This is a genomic window from Microbacterium sp. KKR3/1, assembly GCF_021272365.1.
Classification (GTDB): domain Bacteria; phylum Actinomycetota; class Actinomycetes; order Actinomycetales; family Microbacteriaceae; genus Microbacterium; species Microbacterium aurugineum.
The window spans coordinates 870,174-892,807 of the sequence record NZ_JAJSDW010000001.1 but is presented as its reverse complement, the minus strand read 5'-3'; the positions used below and the strand labels follow the sequence as shown (position 1 = coordinate 892,807).

The 22,634-nt window shown below is 68.3% G+C and carries 21 protein-coding genes; 11 read left to right on the top strand and 10 right to left on the bottom strand.

Translation table 11 applies throughout. From position 1 onward, the window contains the following. The first annotated feature begins 66 nt into the window (after positions 1 to 66). Positions 67 to 714 carry a ComF family protein gene (locus LVJ59_RS04360; RefSeq protein ID WP_232762131.1) on the top strand — a complete coding sequence of 216 codons (648 nt, stop codon included), beginning with the start codon at positions 67 to 69 and terminating at the stop codon, positions 712 to 714. 132 nt (positions 715 to 846) lie between these two features. Beyond that, a complete protein-coding gene (gene hpf, locus LVJ59_RS04355) occupies positions 847 to 1,503 on the top strand; it encodes a ribosome hibernation-promoting factor, HPF/YfiA family (protein WP_047524410.1) in 657 nt (218 codons plus the stop codon). A gap of 75 nt (positions 1,504 to 1,578) precedes the next feature. Here hpf and LVJ59_RS04350 read toward each other — a convergent pair whose 3' ends face one another. Both LVJ59_RS04350 and LVJ59_RS04345 read right to left on the bottom strand, forming a co-directional pair. Further along, positions 1,579 to 2,901 carry a hypothetical protein gene (locus LVJ59_RS04350; RefSeq protein WP_232762130.1) on the bottom strand — a complete coding sequence of 441 codons (1,323 nt, stop codon included), beginning with the start codon at positions 2,899 to 2,901 and terminating at the stop codon, positions 1,579 to 1,581. Positions 2,902 to 3,005: 104 nt separating this feature from the next. Further along, the gene (locus LVJ59_RS04345) at positions 3,006 to 3,629 is read right to left on the bottom strand and encodes a PadR family transcriptional regulator (protein WP_232762129.1); all 624 of its coding nucleotides are present in this window, start codon (positions 3,627 to 3,629) and stop codon (positions 3,006 to 3,008) included. Positions 3,630 to 3,828: 199 nt separating this feature from the next. Here LVJ59_RS04345 and secA point away from each other — a divergent pair, with 199 nt between their 5' ends. Together secA and LVJ59_RS04335 are read left to right on the top strand one after the other, a co-directional pair. Next, a complete protein-coding gene (gene secA, locus LVJ59_RS04340; protein ID WP_232762128.1) occupies positions 3,829 to 6,630 on the top strand; it encodes a preprotein translocase subunit SecA in 2,802 nt (933 codons plus the stop codon). A gap of 66 nt (positions 6,631 to 6,696) precedes the next feature. Continuing rightward, positions 6,697 to 7,923, top strand: coding sequence for a pyridoxal phosphate-dependent aminotransferase (locus LVJ59_RS04335; protein WP_047524408.1), 1,227 nt, complete (start codon positions 6,697 to 6,699; stop codon positions 7,921 to 7,923). Here LVJ59_RS04335 and LVJ59_RS04330 read toward each other — a convergent pair. Together LVJ59_RS04330 and LVJ59_RS04325 are read right to left on the bottom strand one after the other, a co-directional pair. After that, entirely contained in the window at positions 7,814 to 9,091 is a 1,278-nt protein-coding gene (locus LVJ59_RS04330) for a P-loop NTPase (RefSeq protein ID WP_232762127.1), read from the bottom strand. The genes LVJ59_RS04335 and LVJ59_RS04330 overlap by 110 nt on opposite strands. After that, the gene (locus tag LVJ59_RS04325) at positions 9,088 to 9,708 is read right to left on the bottom strand and encodes an SAF domain-containing protein (RefSeq protein WP_232762126.1); all 621 of its coding nucleotides are present in this window, start codon (positions 9,706 to 9,708) and stop codon (positions 9,088 to 9,090) included. The genes LVJ59_RS04330 and LVJ59_RS04325 overlap by 4 nt, the downstream gene beginning before the upstream one ends. A gap of 97 nt (positions 9,709 to 9,805) precedes the next feature. On the opposite strand from LVJ59_RS04325, the gene LVJ59_RS04320 reads away from it, so the two are divergent. Next, positions 9,806 to 10,084 carry a helix-turn-helix domain-containing protein gene (locus tag LVJ59_RS04320; RefSeq protein ID WP_047524406.1) on the top strand — a complete coding sequence of 93 codons (279 nt, stop codon included), beginning with the start codon at positions 9,806 to 9,808 and terminating at the stop codon, positions 10,082 to 10,084. Here LVJ59_RS04320 and LVJ59_RS04315 read toward each other — a convergent pair. Beyond that, on the bottom strand, positions 10,072 to 10,683 hold the full coding sequence (locus LVJ59_RS04315; protein ID WP_232762125.1) for a hypothetical protein: 612 nt from the start codon (positions 10,681 to 10,683) through the stop codon (positions 10,072 to 10,074). The two genes, LVJ59_RS04320 and LVJ59_RS04315, sit on opposite strands and share 13 nt — an antisense overlap. Positions 10,684 to 10,813: 130 nt before the next feature. On the opposite strand from LVJ59_RS04315, the gene LVJ59_RS18155 reads away from it, so the two are divergent. Continuing rightward, positions 10,814 to 11,200, top strand: coding sequence for an Rv3235 family protein (locus LVJ59_RS18155; protein WP_232762124.1), 387 nt, complete (start codon positions 10,814 to 10,816; stop codon positions 11,198 to 11,200). A gap of 24 nt (positions 11,201 to 11,224) precedes the next feature. Beyond that, complete coding sequence (locus LVJ59_RS04305) at positions 11,225 to 12,709, top strand: sensor histidine kinase (RefSeq protein ID WP_047524403.1); 1,485 nt, start codon at positions 11,225 to 11,227, stop codon at positions 12,707 to 12,709. A 64-nt stretch (positions 12,710 to 12,773) separates the two neighbouring features. Here LVJ59_RS04305 and LVJ59_RS04300 read toward each other — a convergent pair whose 3' ends face one another. Continuing rightward, a complete protein-coding gene (locus LVJ59_RS04300; RefSeq protein WP_017203224.1) occupies positions 12,774 to 13,022 on the bottom strand; it encodes a WhiB family transcriptional regulator in 249 nt (82 codons plus the stop codon). Positions 13,023 to 13,251: 229 nt separating this feature from the next. On the opposite strand from LVJ59_RS04300, the gene LVJ59_RS04295 reads away from it, so the two are divergent. Further along, entirely contained in the window at positions 13,252 to 13,638 is a 387-nt protein-coding gene (locus tag LVJ59_RS04295; protein WP_232762123.1) for a hypothetical protein, read from the top strand. A 51-nt stretch (positions 13,639 to 13,689) separates the two neighbouring features. On the opposite strand, the gene bcp is transcribed toward LVJ59_RS04295, so the two are convergent. Genes bcp through aroA form a run of 3 tightly spaced genes read right to left on the bottom strand, consistent with a single transcriptional unit; the run spans position 13,690 to position 16,562 of the window. Then, positions 13,690 to 14,163, bottom strand: a complete 474-nt coding sequence (gene bcp / locus LVJ59_RS04290) for a thioredoxin-dependent thiol peroxidase (RefSeq protein WP_047524401.1) — start codon at positions 14,161 to 14,163, stop codon at positions 13,690 to 13,692. A 9-nt stretch (positions 14,164 to 14,172) separates the two neighbouring features. Then, the gene (rsgA, locus tag LVJ59_RS04285) at positions 14,173 to 15,243 is read right to left on the bottom strand and encodes a ribosome small subunit-dependent GTPase A (protein WP_134353478.1); all 1,071 of its coding nucleotides are present in this window, start codon (positions 15,241 to 15,243) and stop codon (positions 14,173 to 14,175) included. Positions 15,244 to 15,245: 2 nt separating this feature from the next. Continuing rightward, positions 15,246 to 16,562, bottom strand: a complete 1,317-nt coding sequence (gene aroA, locus LVJ59_RS04280; RefSeq protein WP_232762122.1) for a 3-phosphoshikimate 1-carboxyvinyltransferase — start codon at positions 16,560 to 16,562, stop codon at positions 15,246 to 15,248. 70 nt (positions 16,563 to 16,632) lie between these two features. Between aroA and LVJ59_RS04275 the strand changes: the two genes are divergently transcribed. From LVJ59_RS04275 to LVJ59_RS04265, 3 genes are read left to right on the top strand one after another with little or no spacing between them, the layout of a single operon-like run. Beyond that, complete coding sequence (locus tag LVJ59_RS04275; RefSeq protein WP_047524398.1) at positions 16,633 to 17,295, top strand: sigma-70 family RNA polymerase sigma factor; 663 nt, start codon at positions 16,633 to 16,635, stop codon at positions 17,293 to 17,295. Next, complete coding sequence (locus tag LVJ59_RS04270) at positions 17,292 to 17,537, top strand: zf-HC2 domain-containing protein (protein ID WP_232762121.1); 246 nt, start codon at positions 17,292 to 17,294, stop codon at positions 17,535 to 17,537. The genes LVJ59_RS04275 and LVJ59_RS04270 overlap by 4 nt, the downstream gene beginning before the upstream one ends. 33 nt (positions 17,538 to 17,570) lie before the next feature. Further along, a complete protein-coding gene (locus tag LVJ59_RS04265; RefSeq protein ID WP_232762120.1) occupies positions 17,571 to 18,872 on the top strand; it encodes a GNAT family N-acetyltransferase in 1,302 nt (433 codons plus the stop codon). A gap of 67 nt (positions 18,873 to 18,939) precedes the next feature. Here the strand turns inward: LVJ59_RS04265 and LVJ59_RS04260 are convergent, their stop codons facing one another. Beyond that, a complete protein-coding gene (locus LVJ59_RS04260) occupies positions 18,940 to 22,620 on the bottom strand; it encodes a multifunctional oxoglutarate decarboxylase/oxoglutarate dehydrogenase thiamine pyrophosphate-binding subunit/dihydrolipoyllysine-residue succinyltransferase subunit (RefSeq protein WP_232762119.1) in 3,681 nt (1,226 codons plus the stop codon). Positions 22,621 to 22,634 lie beyond the last annotated feature (14 nt).

Here is a 22,634-nt window from a genome sequence, read left to right as displayed (position 1 = left end):
GAGGCTTGTGCAGGAAGGCCGGCGGCTCGGCGGTGCGACCGATGCCAGGAGTCGCAGAATCGTCGGATGCAGGAAGAATCCCGTCTCCTTCGGATCGGCGCCGAGCTCGCCGCGTTCCTGCTCGCCGCGAACTGCGCGGGCTGCGGTGAGCCCGGCCTCCTGCTGTGCCCAGGCTGTCGGAGTGCCTTGGCGCCGCGGGCGCAGGAGTCGGTGACACCGGCGGGGCTGCCTGTCTGGTCCGCCCTGGAGTTCGACGGGGTGGCGGCGCGCTGCATCCGGCGGCTCAAGGGGGAGGGGGACACGCTCATCGCGCGCCCACTCGGTGCGGCACTGGCGAGCGTCCTCACCCCGCTGGTGACATCGGCGACGTGGATCGTGCCCGTTCCGACGAGCCGGGCCGCTTTCCGACGTCGGGGCTACCGTGTCCCGGACCTGCTGGTCCGCCGTGCGCACGCGGATCCGCAGGCCGTGCTCGCCGTCGAGGGAGCGCGCCCGGATCAGCGCGGGCTGGGCGCTCGCGCGCGCCAGACGAACGTCCGCGGAGCGATGCGTGCACGGCACCGAGGGGAGGGAGCCGAGGCGGTCATCGTCGACGACGTGATCACGACCGGGGCGACATTCGACGAGGCAGCGCGCGCCCTCACGGTGGCCGGGTTCCGAGTCGTCGCGGCCGTCGCGCTCGCCGCCACGCCGCTTCGTGGCGGATTCGCATGAACCTCATCGACAACCCACCGGAGACACAGGAGAACCAGCTCGTGACATCCGTCGACGGGCGGACTACGGTGGGGGGACACAAGGCGACCACGGTCCGCCCTTGGCCGGGAGGACCGGGACAAGGAGGCAGCAATGGAAACAAGCATCGTTGGCGTCGGAGTGGGTATCACCGATCGCTTCCGAACCGTTGTCGAAGAGAAGATCGCCAAGATCCAGATGCTCGCGTCTCGCGCGCAGCGGCTGGATGTGAAGGTCACCCATCGCGTGTATCGCAACGGTCATGTGCCCGATGAGACCGTCGAGCTCACGCTGATCGGGAAGGGACCGGTCGTCCGAGCCGAAGCGACCGATGGAGACAAGTTCGTCGCTCTCGATCTCGCGGTGGACAAGATGTCCGAGCAGCTGCGTCGCGCGAAGGAGAAGCGGGTCGATGGACGACAGCACCCGCGCGGCGCTCACTTCGAGAAGGAGAGCGGAGCTCTCACGGGCATCGACGTCCAGCCGGCCTCGGCGGATGTCCTGCATGCCGTCGCCACCGGCAACGTGCCGGTGCAGCAGACGGAAGAGGAGGAGTACTCGCCCGTCGTCATCCGCACGAAGAGCTTCGACGCCGAGTGGATGACCGTCGAAGAGGCCGTCGACCGGATGGAACTGGTCGGACACGACTTCTTCCTCTTCGTGGACGTCCGCACCGACCACCCGAGTGTCGTCTACCGGCGCAAGGGCTGGGACTACGGAGTGATCGCGTTGAGCACCCAGGCTCCGCCGTCCGAGGCCCTCGCCTCCTGATCGACGTTGCGAAACGGCCCGGCCCCGAGAAAGGGACCGGGCCGTTTCGACGTCCGTGAGGAGTGAGGGCTCGGGTCAGTCGAAGATGCCGTCGAGCAGGCTGCCGATCACGAGTCCACCGAGGATGCCGGATGCGAGGTCACCGCCGCCACCGCGTCGTCCGCCGCCGCCTCCCCATCCGCCGCCGCCCCAGCCCTCGTCCTGCGGGCGGGACGAATCGATGTCGCGCTGGGCGAGCTGCAGCGCCTCGGAGGCGAGGTGTGCGACCCGTCGTGCCTGCACGAGCGCGGCTTCGCGGGTCTCTTCGGCCGGGAGGAGGTCGGAGAGGTCGACACGAAGTCGTTCCGCCTCGGCGAGGCGTGTGCGGGCGTCCGCGCCGATCCAGCCGCGATGACCGGCGATCAAGCCGCGTGCCACACCCAGCTGCCGGTCGGCGTCGTCGATCGCGTGCTGCACCTGGGCGATGCTCGGGAGCGGGTTCTCGGCGCGGTGGCGTGCCTTCGCGATGGCGTCGTCCAGCGCGGAGTTGGCGCCACGCAAGCGGGAGAGCTCCGCGAACGGATCGTTGGGTTGTCCCGACGGCGTCAGCGCCGAGAGCGCGGCCTGGAGGTCTGCGACGGCTGACGCCACCGCCGGTACCGCGGGAGCGTTGCGTGCGGCGATGAGGTCGTTACGGGAGTCGGCCACGACTTCGGCGAGCGTGGATTCGGCGCGCAACGCTTCGATCTCGAAGTCCTCGACGGCGTCGAGGAGCGCGGATGCTCGCCGGGTCGCTTCGGTCGCGGTCTCGAGCGCGACGTTCGCCTCTTCGTTCTGCTTCGCCGCTCGACGGCGCTCCGACACGTCGGCGCTGTGGGTCGCGAAGCTGATGAGCTGCTCCGCTTCGGCGGCGCTGGCCGTGATCTGGTGCATCGCGGAATCGGCGTAGCGTGCGGAGAGACGTGCGACAGCCTCGTTGGTCTGCGGGATGCGGGCGCTGAGCGCCTCAGCCTCCGCGCGCACTCGTGCGATGATCTCGGGCGCGCGTCGAACCGTGGAGACGGACTCCGCGAGCTCGGAGGTCTTCTCGTCGAGGAGGTCCTGCGCCCAGTCGCACAGCTGCAGGATGCGTGCATTGCGGGTGCGCAGCTCTTCGTCCGTGTCGGGGATCTCATCGTGATTCAGCTGGTGGAGCTGGAACGCCTCGCGCAGATGGGTGCGCACCGCGGCGAGTGCCGTTCGCAGGTCGGCGGTCAGGCCTTCGCCGAGTTCGGCCTCGGCGAAGGAGAGCTCGTCGGCCGTGGTGCGGATCCGCTCATCCGCTCCGACGAGGGCCTGCTCCGCACGCCGAGCCAGATCGGCGTCCCGAGCGGCGAGCTCTTCCTGTTCGCGTTTGCGCTTGCCCCAAAAACCAGCCATGGGTCGATCCTAGTTTCCCCGGCGCATGAGCCGGCTGAGCATCCGCTCCGGGCGAACGGGGAAGTTCGGCCGAGCGGCCCTGTGGTCGTCGCGACAGGATTCGCTCAGGCTGCAGGCGCGGTCTCGGTGATCATCGCGGCGCCGGATTTCGCAGGGCGTCCTCGTTTGGGGCGCTCCTCCGTGAGTTCGAGCGCCATCGCGTGCTGCGGGTGTCCGGTGAGGCGCTCGGCAGCGTGGTCGAGCCAGCGCACCTCGGCTTCGGCGGAGAAGATCATCGAGTCGACCACCAGTGACCAGGCGAGTCCCTCGGGGCCGTCCTCACCGCGCTTCGTCCGTCTGGCCTGCCGCAACGTCTCGAGATGCGCCAGGGATGCCGCGCGCTGGGCGTGGATCGTGGCCGCGGCGTCGACACCGGGGAGGGTCGCGGCGACGGCGAGCTTGATCGCCAGCTCATCACGGGCTCCCTTGGCACGCGCGAGGGGGGAGGCGAGCCACCGTGCGACCTCCGCCTCTCCGGCGCGGGTGATCCGCCAGTACACATGCCCCTGCTCATCGGTGTGGCCGCGCTGCACGAGGCCGTCCCGTTCGAGTCGTTCGAGGGTGTTGTAGATCTGGCCGACGTTCAACGGCCAGACCGAACCGGTGCGTCGGTCGAACTCGTGCCGGAGCTGGTATCCGTAGCAGGGTCCCTGGGCGAGGATGGCGAGCATGCTCTGGCGTACGGACATCGTCGTCTCCTCGTGTGATCGGGCCGAATGCGATACCGAGTATATGGTTACCGGGCATGCTCTCGCCGAGACGCGCGGTGTCGCCGTGCGGCGACGTGCAGGCGACGTGGAGGTCACGGCCCGGTAACATGGCGAAGTATGCCTGGCGTCGGGTCCACCGATGGCCGGCGATTTACCCACTGACAGGGAGATGACATCCGTGGCCAATCCTCTTGAGAAGCTGCTGCGTGCGGGCGAGGGGCGGGTCATCCGCCGCCTGAATCAGGTCGTCAAAGCAGTGGGAGCGCTGGAAGAGGACATCTCCAAGCTCACCGACGACGAACTGCGCAACGAGACGACGGAGCTGCGGGCGCGGTACGAGAAGGGTGAGACGCTTGACCAGCTGATGCCTGAGGCGTTCGCCGCGGTGCGCGAAGCCGCCAAGCGCACGCTCGGTATGCGCGCCTACGACGTGCAGATCATGGGTGGCGCGGCGCTGCACCTCGGGAACATCGCGGAGATGAAGACCGGTGAGGGCAAGACCCTCGTCGCCACCCTCCCCGCGTACCTGAACGCGATCGCCGGCAAGGGCGTCCACGTCATCACCGTCAACGACTTCCTCGCGAGCTATCAGGCGGAACTCATGGGGCGCGTGTTCCGTGCCCTGGGCATGACCACCGGCATCATCGTCTCCGGTCAGACGCCGGCGATCCGCCGTGAGCAGTACGCCGCAGACATCACCTACGGCACGAACAACGAATTCGGGTTCGACTACCTGCGCGACAACATGGCGTGGCGGAAGGAAGACCTCGTCCAGCGCGAGCACTTCTTCGCGATCGTCGACGAGGTCGACTCGATCCTCATCGACGAGGCCCGTACACCGCTCATCATCTCCGGACCGTCCTCCGGCGAGGCCAACCGCTGGTTCGCCGAGTTCGCGAAGATCGCCCGCACCCTCGAGGTGGGGGAGGACTACGAAGTCGACGAGAAGAAGCGCACCGTGGGCGTGCTCGAGCCCGGGATCGAGAAGGTCGAGGACTACCTCGGCATCGACAACCTGTACGAGTCCGCGAACACTCCGCTGATCTCGTTCCTGAACAACTCGATCAAGGCACTGGCGCTGTTCAAGAAGGACACCGACTACGTCGTCATGAACGACGAGGTCATGATCGTCGATGAGCACACCGGCCGCATCCTGGTCGGACGCCGCTACAACGAGGGCATCCACCAGGCGATCGAGGCCAAGGAGGGCGTGCCGGTCAAGGCCGAGAACCAGACGCTCGCGACCGTCACGCTGCAGAACTACTTCCGCCTCTACGACAAGCTCGCCGGCATGACCGGTACCGCCGAGACCGAAGCGGCTGAGTTCATGTCGACGTACAAGCTCGGCGTGATCCCGATCCCGACGAACCGTCCCATGATCCGCAAGGACCAGTCGGACCTCGTCTACAAGAACGAGACCGCCAAGTTCGCGCAGGTCGTCGAGGACATCGCCGAGCGTCATGCCGAGGGTCAGCCGGTGCTGGTCGGAACCGTCAGCGTCGAGAAGAGCGAGTACCTGTCCCGCCTGCTCGCGAAGAAGGGCATCAAGCACGAGGTCCTCAACGCGAAGAACCACGCGCGTGAGGCCGAGATCGTCGCCCGCGCGGGTCGCCTGGGAGCGGTCACCGTCGCCACGAACATGGCAGGTCGAGGCACCGACATCATGCTCGGCGGGAACGCCGAGTTCCTCGCGGTGCAGGATCTCAAGGCCAAGGGCCTCGATCCGGTCCATACCCCCGAGGAGTACGAGACCGCCTGGGACGAGACCTACGAGGCGATGAAGAGCGTCGTGGCCGAGGAGGCCGAGAAGGTCATCGAGGCCGGCGGGCTCTACGTGCTCGGCACCGAGCGTCACGAGTCGCGCCGTATCGACAACCAGCTCCGCGGTCGCTCGGGCCGTCAGGGTGACCCCGGTGAGAGTCGCTTCTACCTGAGCCTCACCGATGACCTGATGCGACTGTTCCAGTCCGGTGCGGCCGAGGCCATCCTGGCGCGCACCAACTTCCCGGACGACGTGCCGATCGAGTCCGGCCTCGTCTCCCGCGCCATCCGCAGCGCGCAGTCGCAGGTCGAGTCGCGCAACGCCGAGATGCGCAAGAACGTGCTCAAGTACGACGACGTCCTGAACCGTCAGCGCGAGGCGATCTACGCCGACCGCCGTCACATCCTGCAGGGCGACGACATCGCCGACAGGGTGCAGCACTTCATCGAGGACGCGATCGCCGGAGTCGTCCGCGACCACACCGGCGAGGGCCACAACGAGAGCTGGGACTTCGATGCTCTGTGGACGGAGCTCAAGACGCTCTATCCGGTCGGAGTCACCATCGACGAGGTCGTCTCGGAGGCTGCAGGGCGCAAGGGCGGCATCACCGCGGAAGGCCTCACACGCGAGTTGCTCTCCGACGCGAAGATCGCCTACGAAGCCCGCGAGGAGTCGCTGGGCGAGGCCGCGACCCGCGAACTCGAGCGACGCGTCGTGCTGCAGGTGCTCGATCGCCGCTGGCGGGACCACCTCTACGAGATGGACTACCTCAAGGACGGCATCGGCCTGCGAGCCATGGCGCAGCGCGACCCGCTGATCGAGTATCAGCGTGAGGGGTACGCGATGTTCCAGTCGATGATGGGGCAGATCAAGGAGGAGTCGGTCGGCTACCTCTACAACCTCGAGGTCGAGGTGCGCCGTGCCGCCGACTCGGACAGCACCGAGGTCGAAGCCAAGGGCCTCGCCGCGGGCGGAGGCGAGCAGCGTCTCGAGTACTCCGCCGCGAACGATGCGGGTGAGGTCGAGGTGCGCAACGACCGCGGCCAGGTTCAGCAGGCCGCGACGGATCGCGTCCGTCAGGCCGCCGTGCGCGCGCAGGCTCCGCAGACCGAGCCCGAGGAGGCACCCCGTGGTGCTTTCGGGCAGCGCACGGACGGCGACGCACCGGCCGCCGGCAACCGTGAACAGCGTCGTGCGCAGAGCAAGAAGAAGAAGTAGCGTTCGGTGAGGAGGAGGGCCAGTCCGGGTGGATTGGCCCTCCTTTCGTCGCTGTAGGCTTGGTCGATGACCCCAACGCGCAACTTCGACCAGTCGTCGAAGCTCAAGAACGTCCTGTACGAGATTCGCGGAAACGCCCTCGTCGAGGCGGCGCGCTTGGAAGCGGAGGGTCACAAGATCCTCAAGCTGAACACCGGCAATCCAGCCATCTTCGGCTTCGATGCACCGCACCAGATCGTGCACGACATGCTCGCCGCGATGCCCACGGCGCACGGTTACAGCGACAGCAAGGGCATCATCTCCGCCCGTCGCGCGGTCGTGAGCCGGTACGAGCAGATCGAGGGCTTCCCCCGGTTCGACCCCGATGACGTCTACCTCGGCAACGGCGTGTCCGAACTCATCACGATGACGATGCAGGCTCTGCTCGACGAGGGCGACGAGGTTCTGATCCCCGCCCCCGACTATCCGCTGTGGACCGCGATGACCAGTCTCGCGGGAGGCACGCCCGTGCATTACCTCTGCGACGAGGACGACGAGTGGCAGCCGGATCTCGAGGACATCCGCTCGAAGATCACGCCTCGCACCAAGGCTCTGGTCATCATCAACCCGAACAACCCGACGGGTGTCGTCTATTCGCGTGAAATCCTGGAAGGTCTCGTGCAGATCGCGCGGGAGCACCAGCTGCTGCTCCTGTCCGACGAGATCTACGACCGGATCCTGTTCGACGACGCGGTCCACATTCCGACCGCGACACTCGCTCCCGACCTGCTCTGCCTCACGTTCAACGGTTTATCCAAGACCTATCGGGTCGCGGGATACCGCTCGGGGTGGATGGTCATCACCGGCCCGCAGGGGCACGCCAAGGGCTTCCTGGAGGGGATCACGCTGCTGGCGTCGACGCGGTTGTGCCCGAACGTCCCTGCGCAGCACGCCGTCCAGGCGGCTCTGTCGGGCGTGCAGTCCATCGAGGCGCTGATCGCTCCCACCGGGCGTCTGCGCGAGCAGCGAGACATCGCCTGGGAAGGGCTGGAGTCGATTCCCGGGGTGTCCTGCGTCAAGCCGCAGGGCGCGCTCTACGCATTCCCGCGTCTCGATCCGAACGTGCACGAGATCAGGGACGACGCCCGCCTGGTCTACGACCTCCTCGTCTCCGAGCACATCCTCCTGGTGCAGGGCACCGGCTTCAACTGGCCGACCCCGGACCACCTGCGACTGGTGACGCTGCCCGAGCCGCGAGTACTGAGCGAAGCCGTCGAACGACTGGGGAACTTCCTCTCGAGCTACCGCCAGTAGGAAGCTCCGGACGTGTGGGAGACAGGGTCGCGGCCAGCCTCCTCACACCGGCGACGAGCTGTGAACGGGGCGTGACGTCGGTCATCGGCCGGGCGTGCAGCAGTGCGGCATCGGCAGCGCGCTGATCGAAGGGCAGGAACGTGACCTCGGTGATGCCCGCGAATCGCTCGAGGGTGCGCCGGACCTGCCTGCGCGCATCGATGCCGAGCGGACCCTGCCTGACCTGATTGACGACCACGGCGAGGGGCGTCGGGGCCGTGAGGCGGCGCAGTTCGGCGTGGTCACGCAGGAACCGGCTGATGCTGAGAGGATCCGCCGCCGCGACGGCCACGATCAGGTCCGCCTCGATCAGCGTCGCCGAGGTCGCCGCGTGTCGACGGGGCCCGGCGAGGTCGTACGTGACCTCGTCGTCCGCGTCGAAGGCTGCGGCCACATCCACGACCGTCTCCTCGCTCCACCCCCGACAGGCCTGCAGCGTGGTGCGGAGACGGGCTGATGCCAGTTCCGGCCAGCGGCTCGGGCGATTGATCCCCGCCAGAACCTCGACGTCCTGACCTCCGCTCAGGATTCGGGTGGACAAGCGGGACAGTTCGTCGTCGTCGAGGGCACCTCGTTCGGCTCGACGACAGGCAGCGGCGATTCCGGGAGCATCGTCGCTGAGCCCGAGCAGCAAGGCGATCGACGGCGCGACGGTGTCGGCGTCGACCAGAGCCGTGCGGCGGCCGGCCCGGGCGAGTTCGACCGCGAGTTGGATCGCGACAGTCGAGCGTCCAGGGGCGCCGTGCGGTCCCCAGACGGCGATGACGCGGTGGGGCTCGGGGTCCTGAGGCAGTGGCGCGTCGACGGTCTCGGTGCCCAGCGCCGCGGCGACCTCCCAGCCGGTGGCTTCGGTGGGCAGTGGTGCAGACAACCCGAGTCGTCCGCGCAGGCGGCTGTCCGCTCCGCCGAGGGCGAGGACGCGCACTCCCGCACGATCACACGTCGAGATCAGCTCGGTGGTCAGCACGGCCCGGGTCGCCGGAACGATGAGCGCTTCGGTGCCGGGAGGCAGATCGACGACCGGAGTGCCGGCCGTCAGGACCGCGAGCACGCGGATCCCCTCCAATTCCAGTTCGGCGGCCAGTGCGCTCGCGCGTGGCTCCGCGATTGCCAAGACCACCGCGGTCATGAGGCGCCTCCGACAGGCAGCACCGAAAGGGCGGACCCGCCGGTGACCGCGGCGAGGACCTCCGCCGCGTCGGATCGGTCGATCACGAGCTCGAGCCGGGTGCCCGCCGAAGCCAGGACCCCGTCCGGCTCGATCACATCGCGCACGATCACGTCGGCGACGAGGATACGGGGCGCCTCGTGCGAGCGCCCGTCATCGATCGGCGGAGCGTGCCAGACCTCGACGACGGTGCCGGGCTCCACCTCCTCCGGGATGCCGGTGTTGCTCTCGATCACGATCGTGGTCTTCCGGCTCCGGTCCGCGTCGGTGAGAGACGACAACGGCACGATCTCGCCCTTCTCGATCGTCCGTGCCGCGATCTGCCCCGATCGCAGGTCTTCGGGCCCGAGGTAGTCGTCGCTCAGCAACCCGAGTCCCACCTCGACGACCTGGAAGTCGTCCGCGGTGAGGGGCTCGCCCTCGACGATGGTGTGGTCGGCTCGGAGTACCGGTTCCGCGTCGTCTGCCGCATCGATGATGAGCCACACGGCGGTGATCGAGAGCGCGACGAGAGCGATCCCGATGAGGAACCGCAGGTCGCCCCAGAACGCGCGCCGAGGTCGGGAGAGGAAAGGCATGGCGCTATCGTCACAGAGATCGAAACGGGACCTCCTCGGTTATCCACAGGGTTCCGTCCGACCCGATCCGGGGGAACGTGTCAGGGAGAATGGGGACATGTCAGCCCCGTCCTCGCGCGCGCCGCGATTCCTCGCCCCCGCGCAGGTCGCCGAGCTGCTGAGCATCGGAGTGGGCGAGGTGATCGAGCTCGTGCACGAGGGCAGACTGCGAGGAGCGCAGCTCGGATCGCCGCCGCGCTGGCGCGTGGAGGAGTCGAGCCTGGAAGGCTATCTGGCCGAGGAATCGGAGACGTCTCGCCGTATGGCGCTGTGGAGGCAATCACAGGTGGCGAGCTTCCCCGAGGTCTGGGGCATCTCGTCGGCTCACGGCAACTGATCTCCCGCGGTCCGCACCGCAACCAGTGCGGAGAACGGGACGATGCGGAAGCCCTGCACCGCACCGGCGAGGCGCGCCTGCCCCGGGTCGTGCACCGCCAGATCCAGGTGATCCGCGGCCGCGCGATCGATCGTGCCGTGCACCTCACCCACCCGGGTGGTGAGGTGTACGGGGACGCGGCGCCGCGCGAGATCACGCAGCACGAAGCCCAGTGTCATCCTCTCCCGGAGCGCGTGCTCGGTGACAGGAGCCTCCTCCAGGCTCGCCAGGATCATGCCGTGGTCCGTGCTGATGCCGGCGATCGCGTGCAGCGGGACGAGCAGAGCGGCGGTCGTGGCACGGACGGCATCCCCGGTGCCACGTGATTCGACGGCCAGCCAGTCGGCCCCGAGAGTGCGCACCGTCACCGGAAGGCGTTGACCGTTCACGAGGTCGATCAGGGCGTCCGTGTCGGAGCCGCAGAGAACCCGCAGCCGCGCACGCAGATCCAACCGGGCGATGCGCAGCCTCTCCGACTCCGCATCGAGCACGGCGCGTTCGGCCTCCCACTCGGACGCCAGTTGGCCCTCGAGGTCTTCGAACAGTCGGTCCCAGTGCACCCGACCGAGCGTAGGCGACGCCGATTTCGGACGTACGAGTTATCCACATACTTCCTCGATCAGCGTTCGGGAGCCCGACGGTCGGTGCTGTACTGACGACCTCGCAGACCTTCCCGACCGAGAGATCGACATGACGCCTCACGAGTACTTCGCTCCGCAGCCGACACCGACCAGCGAACTGCCCGATCCCGCACCGCTCCTGCGCAGTCTCACCCACGGTGTGCTCGAAGTGCTCGCCGGCGTCCGTGAGGTCGATCAGCTCGCGCGGTGGTTCAGCGAAGACGCGTTCCGCAGCCTGGTCACCCGGGCGAACCTGTCGGCGAGGGCGCGCAGCGCGCGCGGGGTCGCTCCCGCTCGCCCGACGTTCGAGATCCGGTCCCTGCGGGTGACGGCTCCGATCGACGGGGTCATCGAAGCGGTCGTCGTGGTCGCCGGACCGGGGCGCACGCGGGCGGTCGCGGTGAGACTGGATGGGATCGATCGACGCTGGCGCGCGACCTCCCTGGCGATTCTCTGACCGATCTGACCGTAGGCTGGAAGGGTGTCAACCCTCAGCGATCTCGCCCATGCCCAGGGCCTCCTGACCGACAGCGACGTGGAGTGGCTCCATCGTCTCGCCGGAGACGGACAGCTCCTCGCCGATCTCGCGTCCGCCGACATCGTCATCTGGATCCAGACCGAGGACGGCTCCTTCATCGCGGTCGCGCACGCACGCCCGAGTGGTGCGGCCACGCTCTTCTATCGTGACATCGTCGGGGAGCGGGTGCGGCCTCAGTGGCGTACGCAGGTGCAGGGCGCTTTCGAGTCGGCCGAGATCGTGGATTCCTCATCGCCGGACTGGTTCGAGGAGACGCCGACGCGGGTCCGAGCCGTGCCGATCGTGCCCGAACGCCGGGATACAGGCACAGCCCCCACAGCGATCGGCGTGGTCACCAGACACACCAACCTGGGTGAGCTACGGACACCGTCTCGCCAGCAGATCACCTTCGACGAGTGCGCGAATGACCTGTTCCGGATGATCGCGGACGGGAGCTTCCCCGATCTCGCAGCACCGACCTCGCCGCGCCGAGGTGCCCCTCGCGCGTCGGACGGCCTGATCCGCATCGACGTGGACGGGATCAGCACGTTCGCGAGTCCGAACGCTCTGTCCGCCTTCAACAGGATGGGCTTCGACGACGAACTCGAGGGGGAGTCCCTCGCCGAAGTCACCACGCGTTTGGTGCCGCCTTCGCGGCAGGTCGACGAGTCACTCCCGGTCGTCGTCACAGGGCGCGCCCCCTGGCGGACCGACATCGAGGCGCGGGGTGTCACGGTGTCCTTGCGTGCGATCCCGCTGAAGGACCACGGCACCCGCATCGGGGCGATCGTGCTGTGCCGCGATGTGTCGGAACTCCGTCACCAGGAGCAGGAGCTCATCACCAAGGATGCGACGATCCGCGAGATCCACCACCGGGTGAAGAACAATCTGCAGACGGTGGCCTCGCTGCTGCGGATCCAAGCCCGCCGCACGCACTCCGATGAGGCCAGAGACGCGCTCACACAGGCCATGCGCCGTGTCGACGCCATCGCGGTGGTGCATGACACGCTCGCGCAGGGACTCACGCAGAAGGTCGATTTCGACGAGGTCTTCCACCGCGTGCTCAAGCTCGTGGCGGAGGTGGCATCGGCGCCGAGCACCCGCGCGCGCACGCAATCGACCGGTCGCTTCGGTGTGCTTCCGAGCGAGTATGCGACACCGCTCGCTCTCGCGCTCACCGAGGTCGTGACCAACGCGGTCGAGCACGGTCTGGCAGGCCAAGAGGGCATCGTGACCATCGACGCCAAGCGCACGGAGGAGAACCTCCGCGTGACGGTTCGCGATACCGGTCTGGGCCTGCCGGAAGGCCGGATCGGTCAGGGGCTCGGGACGCAGATCATCCGCACACTCATCCAGGGCGAGCTCGGCGGCACGATCGAGTGGCGGGGGAGCGACGGCGAGGGCACCGAGGTGGTCATCGACATCCCGCTCCGCTGGCTCGACCGCTGAGGGCCGGCGCTCCCGGCACACGCGAAAGCGGCCCGAGAGTCGATCTCGGGCCGCTTTCGGAAGTTCAGGAGGCGCGGCGGGCGCGAGCAGCGCGGCGCTTCAGCGCACGGCGCTCGTCTTCGGAGAGGCCGCCCCAGACGCCCGAGTCCTGACTGGTCTCGAGGGCGTACTGCAGGCAGATCTCGGTGACCGTGCAGGTGGCGCAGACGGTCTTCGCCTTCTCGATCTGGTCGACGGCCGGGCCGGTGTTCCCCACGGGGAAGAAAAGCTCGGGGTCGACAGTCAGGCAGGCGGCCTTATCGCGCCAGTCCATGGGGGCTCCTCGGTGTGGATTTCAAGAGATGTCGCGGTGCGATTTCTCGGATTCGGGTAGCTGTTCGGGTTCGGCTACCCTGTTGAGATGCGGACGGAATGCCGCGAATTGTGATGCGGGCGTGAACGCCCGCCCCACGCCGCTGTGGGAGCACATGACTTTCTCTATTCTGTTACATGAATACCCTGAAATCAAGGGTTTTCTCCTCTTTCGATCCTTGGGAGACACTGTGCGCGCACCCGGACTCGCCCTCGCGGCCGCAGGGGTCCTTGCCCTCGAAGCGGTGGCGCTCCTGGTGTTCGCGATCATCGAACTCGCGGGTCTCGGAGCGGGCGACGCGTCGTCGCTGCCGACCGCCATCGCGCTCATCGTTCTCACGCTGATCGGTGCGGCCGCTCTCGCGGCATTCGCGTTCGGAACGCGCGCCGGCAAGTCGTGGGCGCGTTCCGGAGGGGTGGTGCTCCAGGTGCTGGCCGTCGCGCTCGCCCTCGCGTCCCTGACGGTTCAACCGGTCTCCTGGACGTTCACCCTCGGCGTCGGACTTCCGGCTCTGCTCGGGTTCGCCCTGCTCATCACGAGCGCACGACGAGAAGGCGCGCAGCGCGCGCCGGAGTGAGCTCCGTGCGGTGCCCGTGTCGACGCCGCGGCCGCGCCGCCGCCAACCGGGTCAGGCGTCGATGCCGAGTTGCTTGCGCAGCCGCGCCACGTGGCCGGTGGCCTTGACGTTGTAGAGGGCGATGTCGATCTTCCCGTCCTCATCGAGGACGAACGTGGAGCGGATGACTCCTTCGACGACCTTGCCGTAGTTCATCTTCTCGCCCCAGGCGCCGTAGGCGACATGGACCGAGTGGTCGGGGTCGCTGAGGAGGGGGAACGTGAGGGCGTCCCGCTCGCGGAACTTCGCCAAGGTCGCCGGCTCGTCGCGGGAGATGCCGATGACGCGGTAGCCAGCGCCCTGGAGCGAGGAGATGCTGTCGCGGAAGTCGCAGGCTTGGGTGGTGCATCCGGGCGTCATCGCCGCCGGATAGAAGTACAGCACGGTCTTCTCGCCGCGCAGGTCTGCCAGACGGACGAGGTTCCCGTCCTGGTCGAGGAGAGAGAAGTCGGGGGCTGCGGTACCGGGTTCCAGGCGCTGGGTCACGCCTCCAGCCTACCGGCCGGGGGCCTGCTCCGCCTTGTCGGCGAAGGTCTGCAGCAGTCGTTGGAGCGAGTCGAGGCGCGCGCGCCCGGTCTCGCCCAGCTCGCCCCGATCGGCGGCTTCGATGAGCGCGCAATCGGGAGCGTCCGCCAGGTGCGTGCAGCCACGCGGGCAGTTCTCCGCGATCTCGGCGAGTTCGGTGAAGGCCGCGAGGATGTTCGCCGGATCCACGTGACCGAGACCGAAGGAGCGGACGCCGGGGGTGTCGATCACCCAGCCGGTCCCTTCGGCGCCCTGGTACCGGAGCGACACCGTGGACGACGAGGTGTGTCGCCCCCGTCCGGTGACCTGGTTCACATGGCCCGTGGCGCGTCCTGCCGTCGGGACGAGCGCGTTGACGAGGGTGGACTTGCCGACGCCGGAGTGCCCGACGAAGACGGTCGAGTGTCCGACCAGGGCGGCGCCGATCTCGTCCACCGGCATCTCGTCCTGTGCGCTCGTGAACACCCGCAGGTCGAGGCCGTCGAAATGGGTGAGGAACTCCGTCGGGTCCGCGATGTCCGTCTTCGTCACAACGAGAAGGGGGCGGATCCCGGCATCGAGCGCCGCGACCAGGTACCGGTCGACGAGACGCGCACGCGGCTCCGGGTCGGCAGCCGCCACGACGACGAGCATCTGGTCGGCGTTCGCGACGATCACCCGCTCCACCTGGTCCGTGTCGTCGGCGCTGCGCCGGAGGAGGGACGTACGCTCCACGATGCCGACGATGCGGGCGAGCGTTCCCTCGTCACCGGAGGTGTCGCCGACCACGCGCGCCTGATCGCCGGTGACGATGGGCATGCGACGCAGCTCCCGTGCCCTGGTCGTGGTGATCATGCGTTCGTCGGGGGTGTCTTCGCCGACGAGCACGGAGTAGCGACCGCGGTCCACGCCGAGCACCCTGCCGACTTCGGCATCCTCATGCGCAGGGCGACGCTTGGTCCTGGGGCGGTTGGCCTTCGGGTTGGGACGGGTGCGGATGGTGCTCTCGTCGTAGTCCTCGAAGTCGTCGTCGAGGTCGTCGGTGTCGTCGAGCCAGCTCACCGTCAGCCCCGCAGCATCCGCTCCCAGAGCATCGTGAACTCCGGGAGGGTCTTGGCGGTCGTGCCGATGTCGTCGATCACGACGCCGGGGACACGCAGCCCGATGAGTGCGCCGGTCGTGGCCATGCGGTGGTCGTGGTGCGCCGCCCACTCTCCTCCGTGCAGCGGGCGCGGGATGATCCGCAGCCCATCCGGGAGTTCCTCGGCCTCCCCGCCGAGCGCGCGGAGGTTGCCGATCAACGCGGCGATCCGATCCGTCTCGTGGAGGCGGATGTGGCCGATGCCGCGAATCGTGGTGGGGGTCTCGGCGAAGGCGGCGAGACCGACGAGCGTCGGGGTGAGTTCGCTCGCTGCCGAGAGGTCGAGATCGAGGCCGCGGATGCTCGAGCCGGCTCGCACCGTGAGCGTGCCGCCGTGGCGTCCGACATGGGCACCGAAAGCCTGCAGGATGTCCGGCAGCATCGCGCCCGGCTGGGTGGAGTGCGCGGGCCAACCGGTGACAGCCACCGAACCGCCGGTGACGAGTGCCGCGGCGAGGAACGGCGCCGCGTTCGAGAGATCGGGTTCGATCGCGAGCTCCTTGGCGCGCGGCACGCCGGCCTCGACGAGCCACTCACCGACGGCGGGACGCTCGATGCGGATGCCGCGACGGCTCAGCGCCTCGATGGTCATGTCGATGTGGGGCAGGCTCGGGAGGTGTTCGCCGGTGTGCACGAGGTGCAGCCCGACATCGAACCGGGGAGCGGCGAGCAGGAGACCGGAGACGAACTGGCTCGATGCGGAGGCGTCGACCTCGACGCGGCCGCCACGGATGCGTCCGTGACCGCGAATGGTGAACGGGAGGGACCAGGTGCCTTCATCGTCGATGTCGACGCCCAGGTCGCGGAGGGCGCTGATGAGTCCGCCCATCGGTCGGTGCAGGGCTGTCTCGTGGGCGGTGAGGTGCACGTCGTGCTCGGCGAGCCCCGCGAGCGGAGCGATGAAGCGCATCACGGTACCGGCTTGTCCGCAGTCGATCGTCGTGCCGCCGCTGAGCTTCGCCGGGGTGACGACCAGGTCGGGACCGAACTCGTGACCGGCCTCCACCTCCTCGATGCCGACGCCGAGCGCGCGCAGCGCATCGACCATACGGGCGGAGTCGTCGGAGTGCAGCGGCGCGATCAGCCGGCCGGGGCCGTCTGCGATCGCGGCGATCATCAGCTCGCGGTTCGTCAGCGATTTCGAGCCGGGGATCGTGAGCTCGGCATGCACGGGCACATCGGTGGCGGGCGCAGGAAAGGCACCCTGCACGCGGATGGGGGAATACCTGTTGGCGCTCATCGGTTCTCACCTTAGTAAACGCAGGGAGCTTCGGCGCGACAGACGAGGCTCCCGAGGTGAAGGAGAGAGAATGCCGGCGACGTTGGAGCGCGAGGTGATCGACCTCAGCGGCCTAGACTGGCCGGTGATGGACGACACCGCAACCGCAGACACCGTCAGCGACCCTCGGCGCGAGTTCGAGGAGCAGGCGATCCCTTTCATGGATCAGCTCTATGCCGCCGCGATGCGCATGACGCGCAATCCGGCGGACGCCGCAGACCTCGTGCAGGAGACGTTCGTGAAGGCGTACGGCTCCTGGTCGACGTTCTCGCAGGGGACGAATCTCAAGGCGTGGCTGTACCGCATCCTCACGAACACGTACATCAACATCTACCGCAAGCGGCAGCGCGAGCCGTTCCAGGGCACGATCGACGAGCTCGAGGACTGGCAGCTCGGCGGTGCGGAGTCGACCACCGCTTCGCACAGTCGTTCGGCGGAGGCGGAGGCGATCGACCGGATGCCGGCCTCGGTCGTCAAAGACGCTCTGCAGGCCGTCCCGGAGGACTTCCGACTCGCGGTGTACCTCGCCGACGTCGAGGGATTCGCGTACCAGGAGATCGCGGACATCATGAAGACGCCCATCGGCACCGTGATGAGCCGCCTGCACCGTGGCAGGCGGATGCTGCGGGAGCTGTTGGCAGACTACGCCGCCGAGCGGGGCATCGCCGCGGCTGACACGAGGAGCAAGGGATGAGCGACTGCGGCTGCGAAAAAGCGCGTCAGGATCTGGAAGAGTACCTCCGCAACGAGGTGTGCAAGACCGAGCACACCGAGATCCGCGAGCATCTGAAGAACTGCCCCTCGTGCCGTGACGAGGCGCTGGTGGCGACGACCCTCACCGAGGTCATCGCCCGCGCCTGCAAGGAGACGGCTCCGGAGCAGCTGCGCGATCAGGTGTTCGCGCGTCTGCGTGAGGCTCAGGCCGCGCAGCACTGACGTCGCGTCCGACCGCCTCGGTAGTGTGGATGGATGAGCTCCATCGATGCGCGGGACGTGACCGCAGACCCCACTTCGACTGAACGCCTGGCGACCTCCGGGCTCGAATACCGGGTCGTCGATCTGTCGGACGACACCCGTTCGGCGGCATTCCAACGCGCGGTGGACCGCGGGTTCCTAGGAGCCGAGCCGACGGGCGACATGATCGCCCAGGTCACCAAGACCTTCGCGGCTCGGCGCAACATCGGCGTGTTCGAGCCCGACGCGACGGCTGCGACGCTTCCGATCGCGACCACGAACGCCTGGATCACGCCGCTCACGCTCCCGGGCGGCGGCGAGATCGACATGTGGGCGATCAGCGCCGTCACCGTCGCGGCGACGCATCGGCGCCGCGGTATCGCGCGGGCCCTGCTGGAGGGTGAGTTGCGAGCCGCGGCTTCGGCCGGCGTTCCCGTCGCGGGCCTCACGGTCTCCGAGGCGACGATCTACGGGCGCTACGGCTTCGGCTCCGCGATCCCGGTCTCACGGCTGACCGTGAACACGCGGCGGGCGGGATGGGGCGGTGCAACGCCCCCCGGACGCCTCGAATACGTCGACCGCGAAACGCTGGCCGCCGACCTCGGGACCGTGCATGAGCGTGCGCGTCGCCAGGTCCCCGGGCAGATCGCGGGCTGGCAGGGCCGCTGGGAAGGGTACTCGGGAGTCGCGCCGACACCGGATCGGGACCAGGCCAGGGGAGTGCGCTACCTCGACGAAGACGGAGTGCTCCGCGGCGTCCTGGCGTACACGGTGAGCGAGGCGAGCGGTACCTTCCGGTTCCGGATGGACGTGCGTCTGCTCGTCGCCGAGACGGCCGATGCACGCACCGCGCTCTGGCGCTTCGTGCTGCAGCACGATCTGGTCGACGAGGTCGTCGCCGACCTCCGTCCGCTGGATGACCCGCTGCCGTGGCTCGTCGCCGATCCGCGTGGCGTGAAGCAGGAGGTGCACGACCACGGCTGGTTGCGCATCCTCGACCTCCCGGCCGCCCTCACTGCGCGGGGCTATTCGGCACCGCTCAACACGGTCCTGCGTGTCGAGGACCCGTTGGGATTCACCGCCGGCGACTGGCGGCTGCGCGTGGACGAGTCGGGCATCGCGACCGTCGAGGAGGCGCACGGAGGCTCCGCCGATATCGAGCTCGACGTCTCGGCGCTGTCGTCGCTCTACGCCGGTGGGGTTCGGGCGTCCTCATTGCACGGCGCCGGCCGTCTCACCGGGGATCGTGCCGCGATCGACGCCTTCGACAAGGCGCTGGTCGCGTTCCCGTCGCCCTCGCTCGACATCTGGTACTGACCGGAGCTGGACGGAAACGAGAACGGGCGCCGCGACCGAAGTCGCGGCGCCCGTCCTCGTCTGCGGATCAGTCGAGTGTGACGGCCGCGTGGATCAGTTCGGCCTGCTCGGCCGCGTGCACCTTCGACGAGCCCGTCGCCGGCGAGGCGGACGCGGGGCGCGAGACGGGACGGAACGACCGGTCTCCCGGGACGTCCGCGAAGGCGAGCGCGAGGAACGGCCAGGCACCCTGGTTCTCCGGCTCCTCCTGGACCCACACGAGCTCGGCGCCGGGGTAGGAGTCGGTGATCGCCTTGAGCTCGTCGATCGGCGTCGGGTACAGCTGCTCGAGCCGGACGAGCGCGACCTCGGGGTTCGGGTTCTTCTCGAGCTCGGCGCGCAGATCCCAGTGCACCTTGCCCGAGTGCACGAGCACGCGCTTGACGGCAGCGCGGTCGAGACCGCGGTCGTCGTCGATGACCGGTTCGAACCGACCCTGGGTGAAGGCCTCGACCGGGCTCGTCGCGCCCCGCAGGCGCAGCATCGCCTTCGGAGTGAAGACGATCAGCGGCTTGCGCGGACGGGCGTACGCCTGGCGCCGCAGGAGGTGGAAGTACGACGCGGGCGTCGACGGACGGGAGACGATCATGTTCTCCTGCGCGCACAGCTGCAGGAAACGCTCGATCCGCGCCGAGGAGTGGTCGGGCCCCTGGCCCTCGTAGCCGTGGGGGAGGAGCAGGGTCACGCTGGACTGCTGGCCCCACTTCTGCTCGGCTGCCGAGATGTACTCGTCGATGACCGACTGAGCACCGTTCACGAAGTCGCCGAACTGTGCTTCCCACAGGACGAGGGCTTCCGGCGCCTCCACCGAGTAGCCGTACTCGAACCCGAGCGCGGCGTACTCGCTCAGCAGCGAGTCGTAGACGAAGAAGCGGCCCTGGGCGTCTGACAGGTTCGACAGCGGCAGCCACTCCTGGCCGTTCGCGCGGTCGTGCAGGGTCGCATGCCGCTGCACGAAGGTGCCGCGACGCGCATCCTGGCCCGCGAGTCGCACCGGAGTGCCCTCGACGAGCAGGGAGCCGAAGGCCAACAGCTCTCCGAAGCCCCAGTCGATGCCTCCGTTGCGGCTCATGTCGAGACGCTTCTCCAGCAGTTGCTGGATCTTCGGGTGCACCGTGAAGCCGCCGGGCTTGTTCACGAACGCGTCACCGATCAGCTGGATGACCTCGGCCGGCACACCCGTCACGTCCGGAGCACCGACCGTGTCATCGACGGGCGGGGCGTCCGGGGTCACGTCCAGGGCGCCGGTCTCGGCCGCGTGCGTCTCGGCGAAGGCGATCTCCAGACGGTTCTGGAAGTCGGCCTTGGCCTCGTCGTACTCCTGCTCCGTGATGTCGCCACGACCGACGAGCGACTCCGTGTACAGGCGGCGCACCGAGCGCTTGGCCTGGATGAGGTCGGTCATGAGCGGCTGCGTCATCGAGGGGTCGTCACCCTCGTTGTGGCCGCGTCGGCGGTAGCAGACGAGGTCGATCACGACGTCGCGGTGGAAACGCTCGCGATACTCGAACGCGAGCTGGGCGACGTGGATGACGGCCTCGGGGTCATCACCGTTCACATGGAACACCGGCGCCTGGATCGTCTTGGCCACATCGGTCGAGTAGATCGAGGTGCGACCGTCGTTCGGGGTGGTGGTGAAGCCGACCTGGTTGTTCACGACGACGTGGATCGTGCCGCCCGTGCGGTAGCCGCGCAGCTGCGACATCTGCAGTGTCTCGACCACGACGCCCTGGCCCGCGAAGGCGGCGTCGCCGTGCACGAGGATCGGCAGCCACGCGAAGGTGCCGATCGGCTTGCGGTCCTGCTTGGCGCGGACGATGCCCTCCAACACCCCGTCGACCGTCTCGAGGTGCGACGGGTTGGCGGCGAGGTAGACCGGAAGCTCGGACTCGTCATCGGCGACGAAGGTGCCCTCGGTGCCGAGGTGGTACTTCACATCGCCGGAGCCGCGCTGGTTGCCGGGGGTCTGCGTGCCTTCGAACTCACGGAACACCTGACCGTACGTCTTGCCGGCGATGTTCGTGAGCACGTTGAGTCGGCCACGGTGGGCCATGCCGATGGCCGCGCCCTCGAGCCCGGCGGTGGCTGCGCCCTGGAGGATCTCGTCGAGGAGCGGGATCAGAGACTCCCCGCCCTCGAGGGAGAAGCGCTTCTGACCCACGAACTTCGTCTGCAGGAAGGTCTCGAACGCTTCGGCCTCGTTGAGCTTGCGGAGAACCCGCAGCTGCTCGTCATGGCCGGGCTTCTGGTACTTGACCTCGACCTTCTCCTGGAACCAGCGGCGCTGCTCCGGATCCTGGATGTGCATGTACTCGATGCCGAGTGTGCGGCAGTACGAGTCGCGGAGCACACCGAGGATGTCGCGGAGCTTGGCGACGCGGCGACCGCCGAACCCACCGGTGACGAACTCGCGGTCCAGGTCCCAGAACGTGAGGCCGTGGCTCTCGATCTCGAGGTCGGGGTGCGAGCGCTGCACGTATTCGAGCGGGTCGATGTCGGCCATCAGATGACCGCGCACGCGGAACGAGTTGATCAGCTCCTGCACGCGGGACTGCTTGTCGACGCGCTCGGCGAGGTCCACCGCGATGTCGGGGTTCCAGCGGATCGGGGCGTAGGGGATACGCAGCGCGGCGAAGATGTCGTCGTAGAAGCCGCGCTGGCCGATGAGCAGCTCGTGCACCTTCTTGAGGAACTCGCCGGACCCCGCACCCTGGATGACGCGGTGGTCGTAGGTGCTGGTGAGCGTGATGGTCTTGCCGATCGCCAGCTCGTTGAGGGTCTTCTCGCTGGCGCCCTGGAACTCGGCCGGGTACTCGAGGGCACCGGCTCCGATGATGCAGCCCTGGCCCTTCATCAGGCGAGGCACGGAGTGCACGGTGCCGATACCGCCGGGGTTGGTGAGGGAGACCGTGGTGCCCTGGAAGTCGCCGGCGGTCAGCTTGTTCCCGCGGGCGCGCGTGACCAGGTCTTCATAGGCCGAGAGGTATTCGGTGAACGACATGGTGTCGGCGCGCTTGATGCTGGGCACCATGAGAGCGCGCGTGCCGTCGGGCTTGGGCAGGTCGATCGCGATGCCGAGGTTGACGTGGGCCGGGGCGACGACGGAGGGCTTGCCGTCGACCTCGGCGTAGAACACGTTCTGGCTGCGGAACTCGTCGAGCGTGCGGATGAGAGCCCAGCCGATGAGGTGGGTGAAGCTGATCTTGCCGCCACGGGTGCGTGACATGTGGTTGTTGATGACGATGCGGTTGTCGATCATCAGCTTCGCCGGCACGGTGCGCACGCTGGTCGCGGTCGGGACGGTCAGGGACTCGTCCATGTTGGCGGCCAACGTCTTCGGCAGGCCGCGCAGAGGGGTGACCTTGTCCTCTTCGACGACGTCCGTGGTGTCCTTCGCCTCGGGCTTCGGCGCGGGCTTGGGAGCCTGGGCGGGGATCGGCGCCGTCGCAGCCGGCTTGGCCGTGGTACGTGCCACCGGCTGCGAGCCGATCACGGGGATCGGGGCGGTGACGGGATGTGCCTGCGCAGCAGCCGTGCCCGTGGAAGGAGCTGAGGACGCCGCGTCGGAGTGGTACTTCTCCAGGATCGGCCACCACTCCTTGTCGACGGAGTCGCGGTCCACCTTGAACTGCTCGTAGAGCTCTTCAACGAGCCAGGAATTGGCTCCGAACCCCCCGTCGCCGTTGACGCCGGTCACCTGGTTCGACACGCTCGATCGCCCTC

Excerpts from the sequence above, each read along its gene's own strand:
- LVJ59_RS04360 (WP_232762131.1), top strand. The coding sequence starts at position 67 with ATGCAGGAAGAATCCCGTCTCCTTCGGATCGGCGCCGAGCTCGCCGCG.
- hpf (WP_047524410.1), top strand. The coding sequence starts at position 847 with ATGGAAACAAGCATCGTTGGCGTCGGAGTGGGTATCACCGATCGCTTC.
- LVJ59_RS04350 (WP_232762130.1), bottom strand. The coding sequence starts at position 2,901 with ATGGCTGGTTTTTGGGGCAAGCGCAAACGCGAACAGGAAGAGCTCGCC.
- LVJ59_RS04345 (WP_232762129.1), bottom strand. The coding sequence starts at position 3,629 with ATGTCCGTACGCCAGAGCATGCTCGCCATCCTCGCCCAGGGACCCTGC.
- LVJ59_RS04335 (WP_047524408.1), top strand. The coding sequence starts at position 6,697 with ATGACCCCAACGCGCAACTTCGACCAGTCGTCGAAGCTCAAGAACGTC.
- LVJ59_RS04330 (WP_232762127.1), bottom strand. The coding sequence starts at position 9,091 with ATGACCGCGGTGGTCTTGGCAATCGCGGAGCCACGCGCGAGCGCACTG.
- LVJ59_RS04325 (WP_232762126.1), bottom strand. The coding sequence starts at position 9,708 with ATGCCTTTCCTCTCCCGACCTCGGCGCGCGTTCTGGGGCGACCTGCGG.
- LVJ59_RS04320 (WP_047524406.1), top strand. The coding sequence starts at position 9,806 with ATGTCAGCCCCGTCCTCGCGCGCGCCGCGATTCCTCGCCCCCGCGCAG.
- LVJ59_RS18155 (WP_232762124.1), top strand. The coding sequence starts at position 10,814 with ATGACGCCTCACGAGTACTTCGCTCCGCAGCCGACACCGACCAGCGAA.
- LVJ59_RS04300 (WP_017203224.1), bottom strand. The coding sequence starts at position 13,022 with ATGGACTGGCGCGATAAGGCCGCCTGCCTGACTGTCGACCCCGAGCTT.
- aroA (WP_232762122.1), bottom strand. The coding sequence starts at position 16,562 with ATGAGCGCCAACAGGTATTCCCCCATCCGCGTGCAGGGTGCCTTTCCT.
- LVJ59_RS04275 (WP_047524398.1), top strand. The coding sequence starts at position 16,633 with ATGCCGGCGACGTTGGAGCGCGAGGTGATCGACCTCAGCGGCCTAGAC.
- LVJ59_RS04270 (WP_232762121.1), top strand. The coding sequence starts at position 17,292 with ATGAGCGACTGCGGCTGCGAAAAAGCGCGTCAGGATCTGGAAGAGTAC.
- LVJ59_RS04265 (WP_232762120.1), top strand. The coding sequence starts at position 17,571 with ATGAGCTCCATCGATGCGCGGGACGTGACCGCAGACCCCACTTCGACT.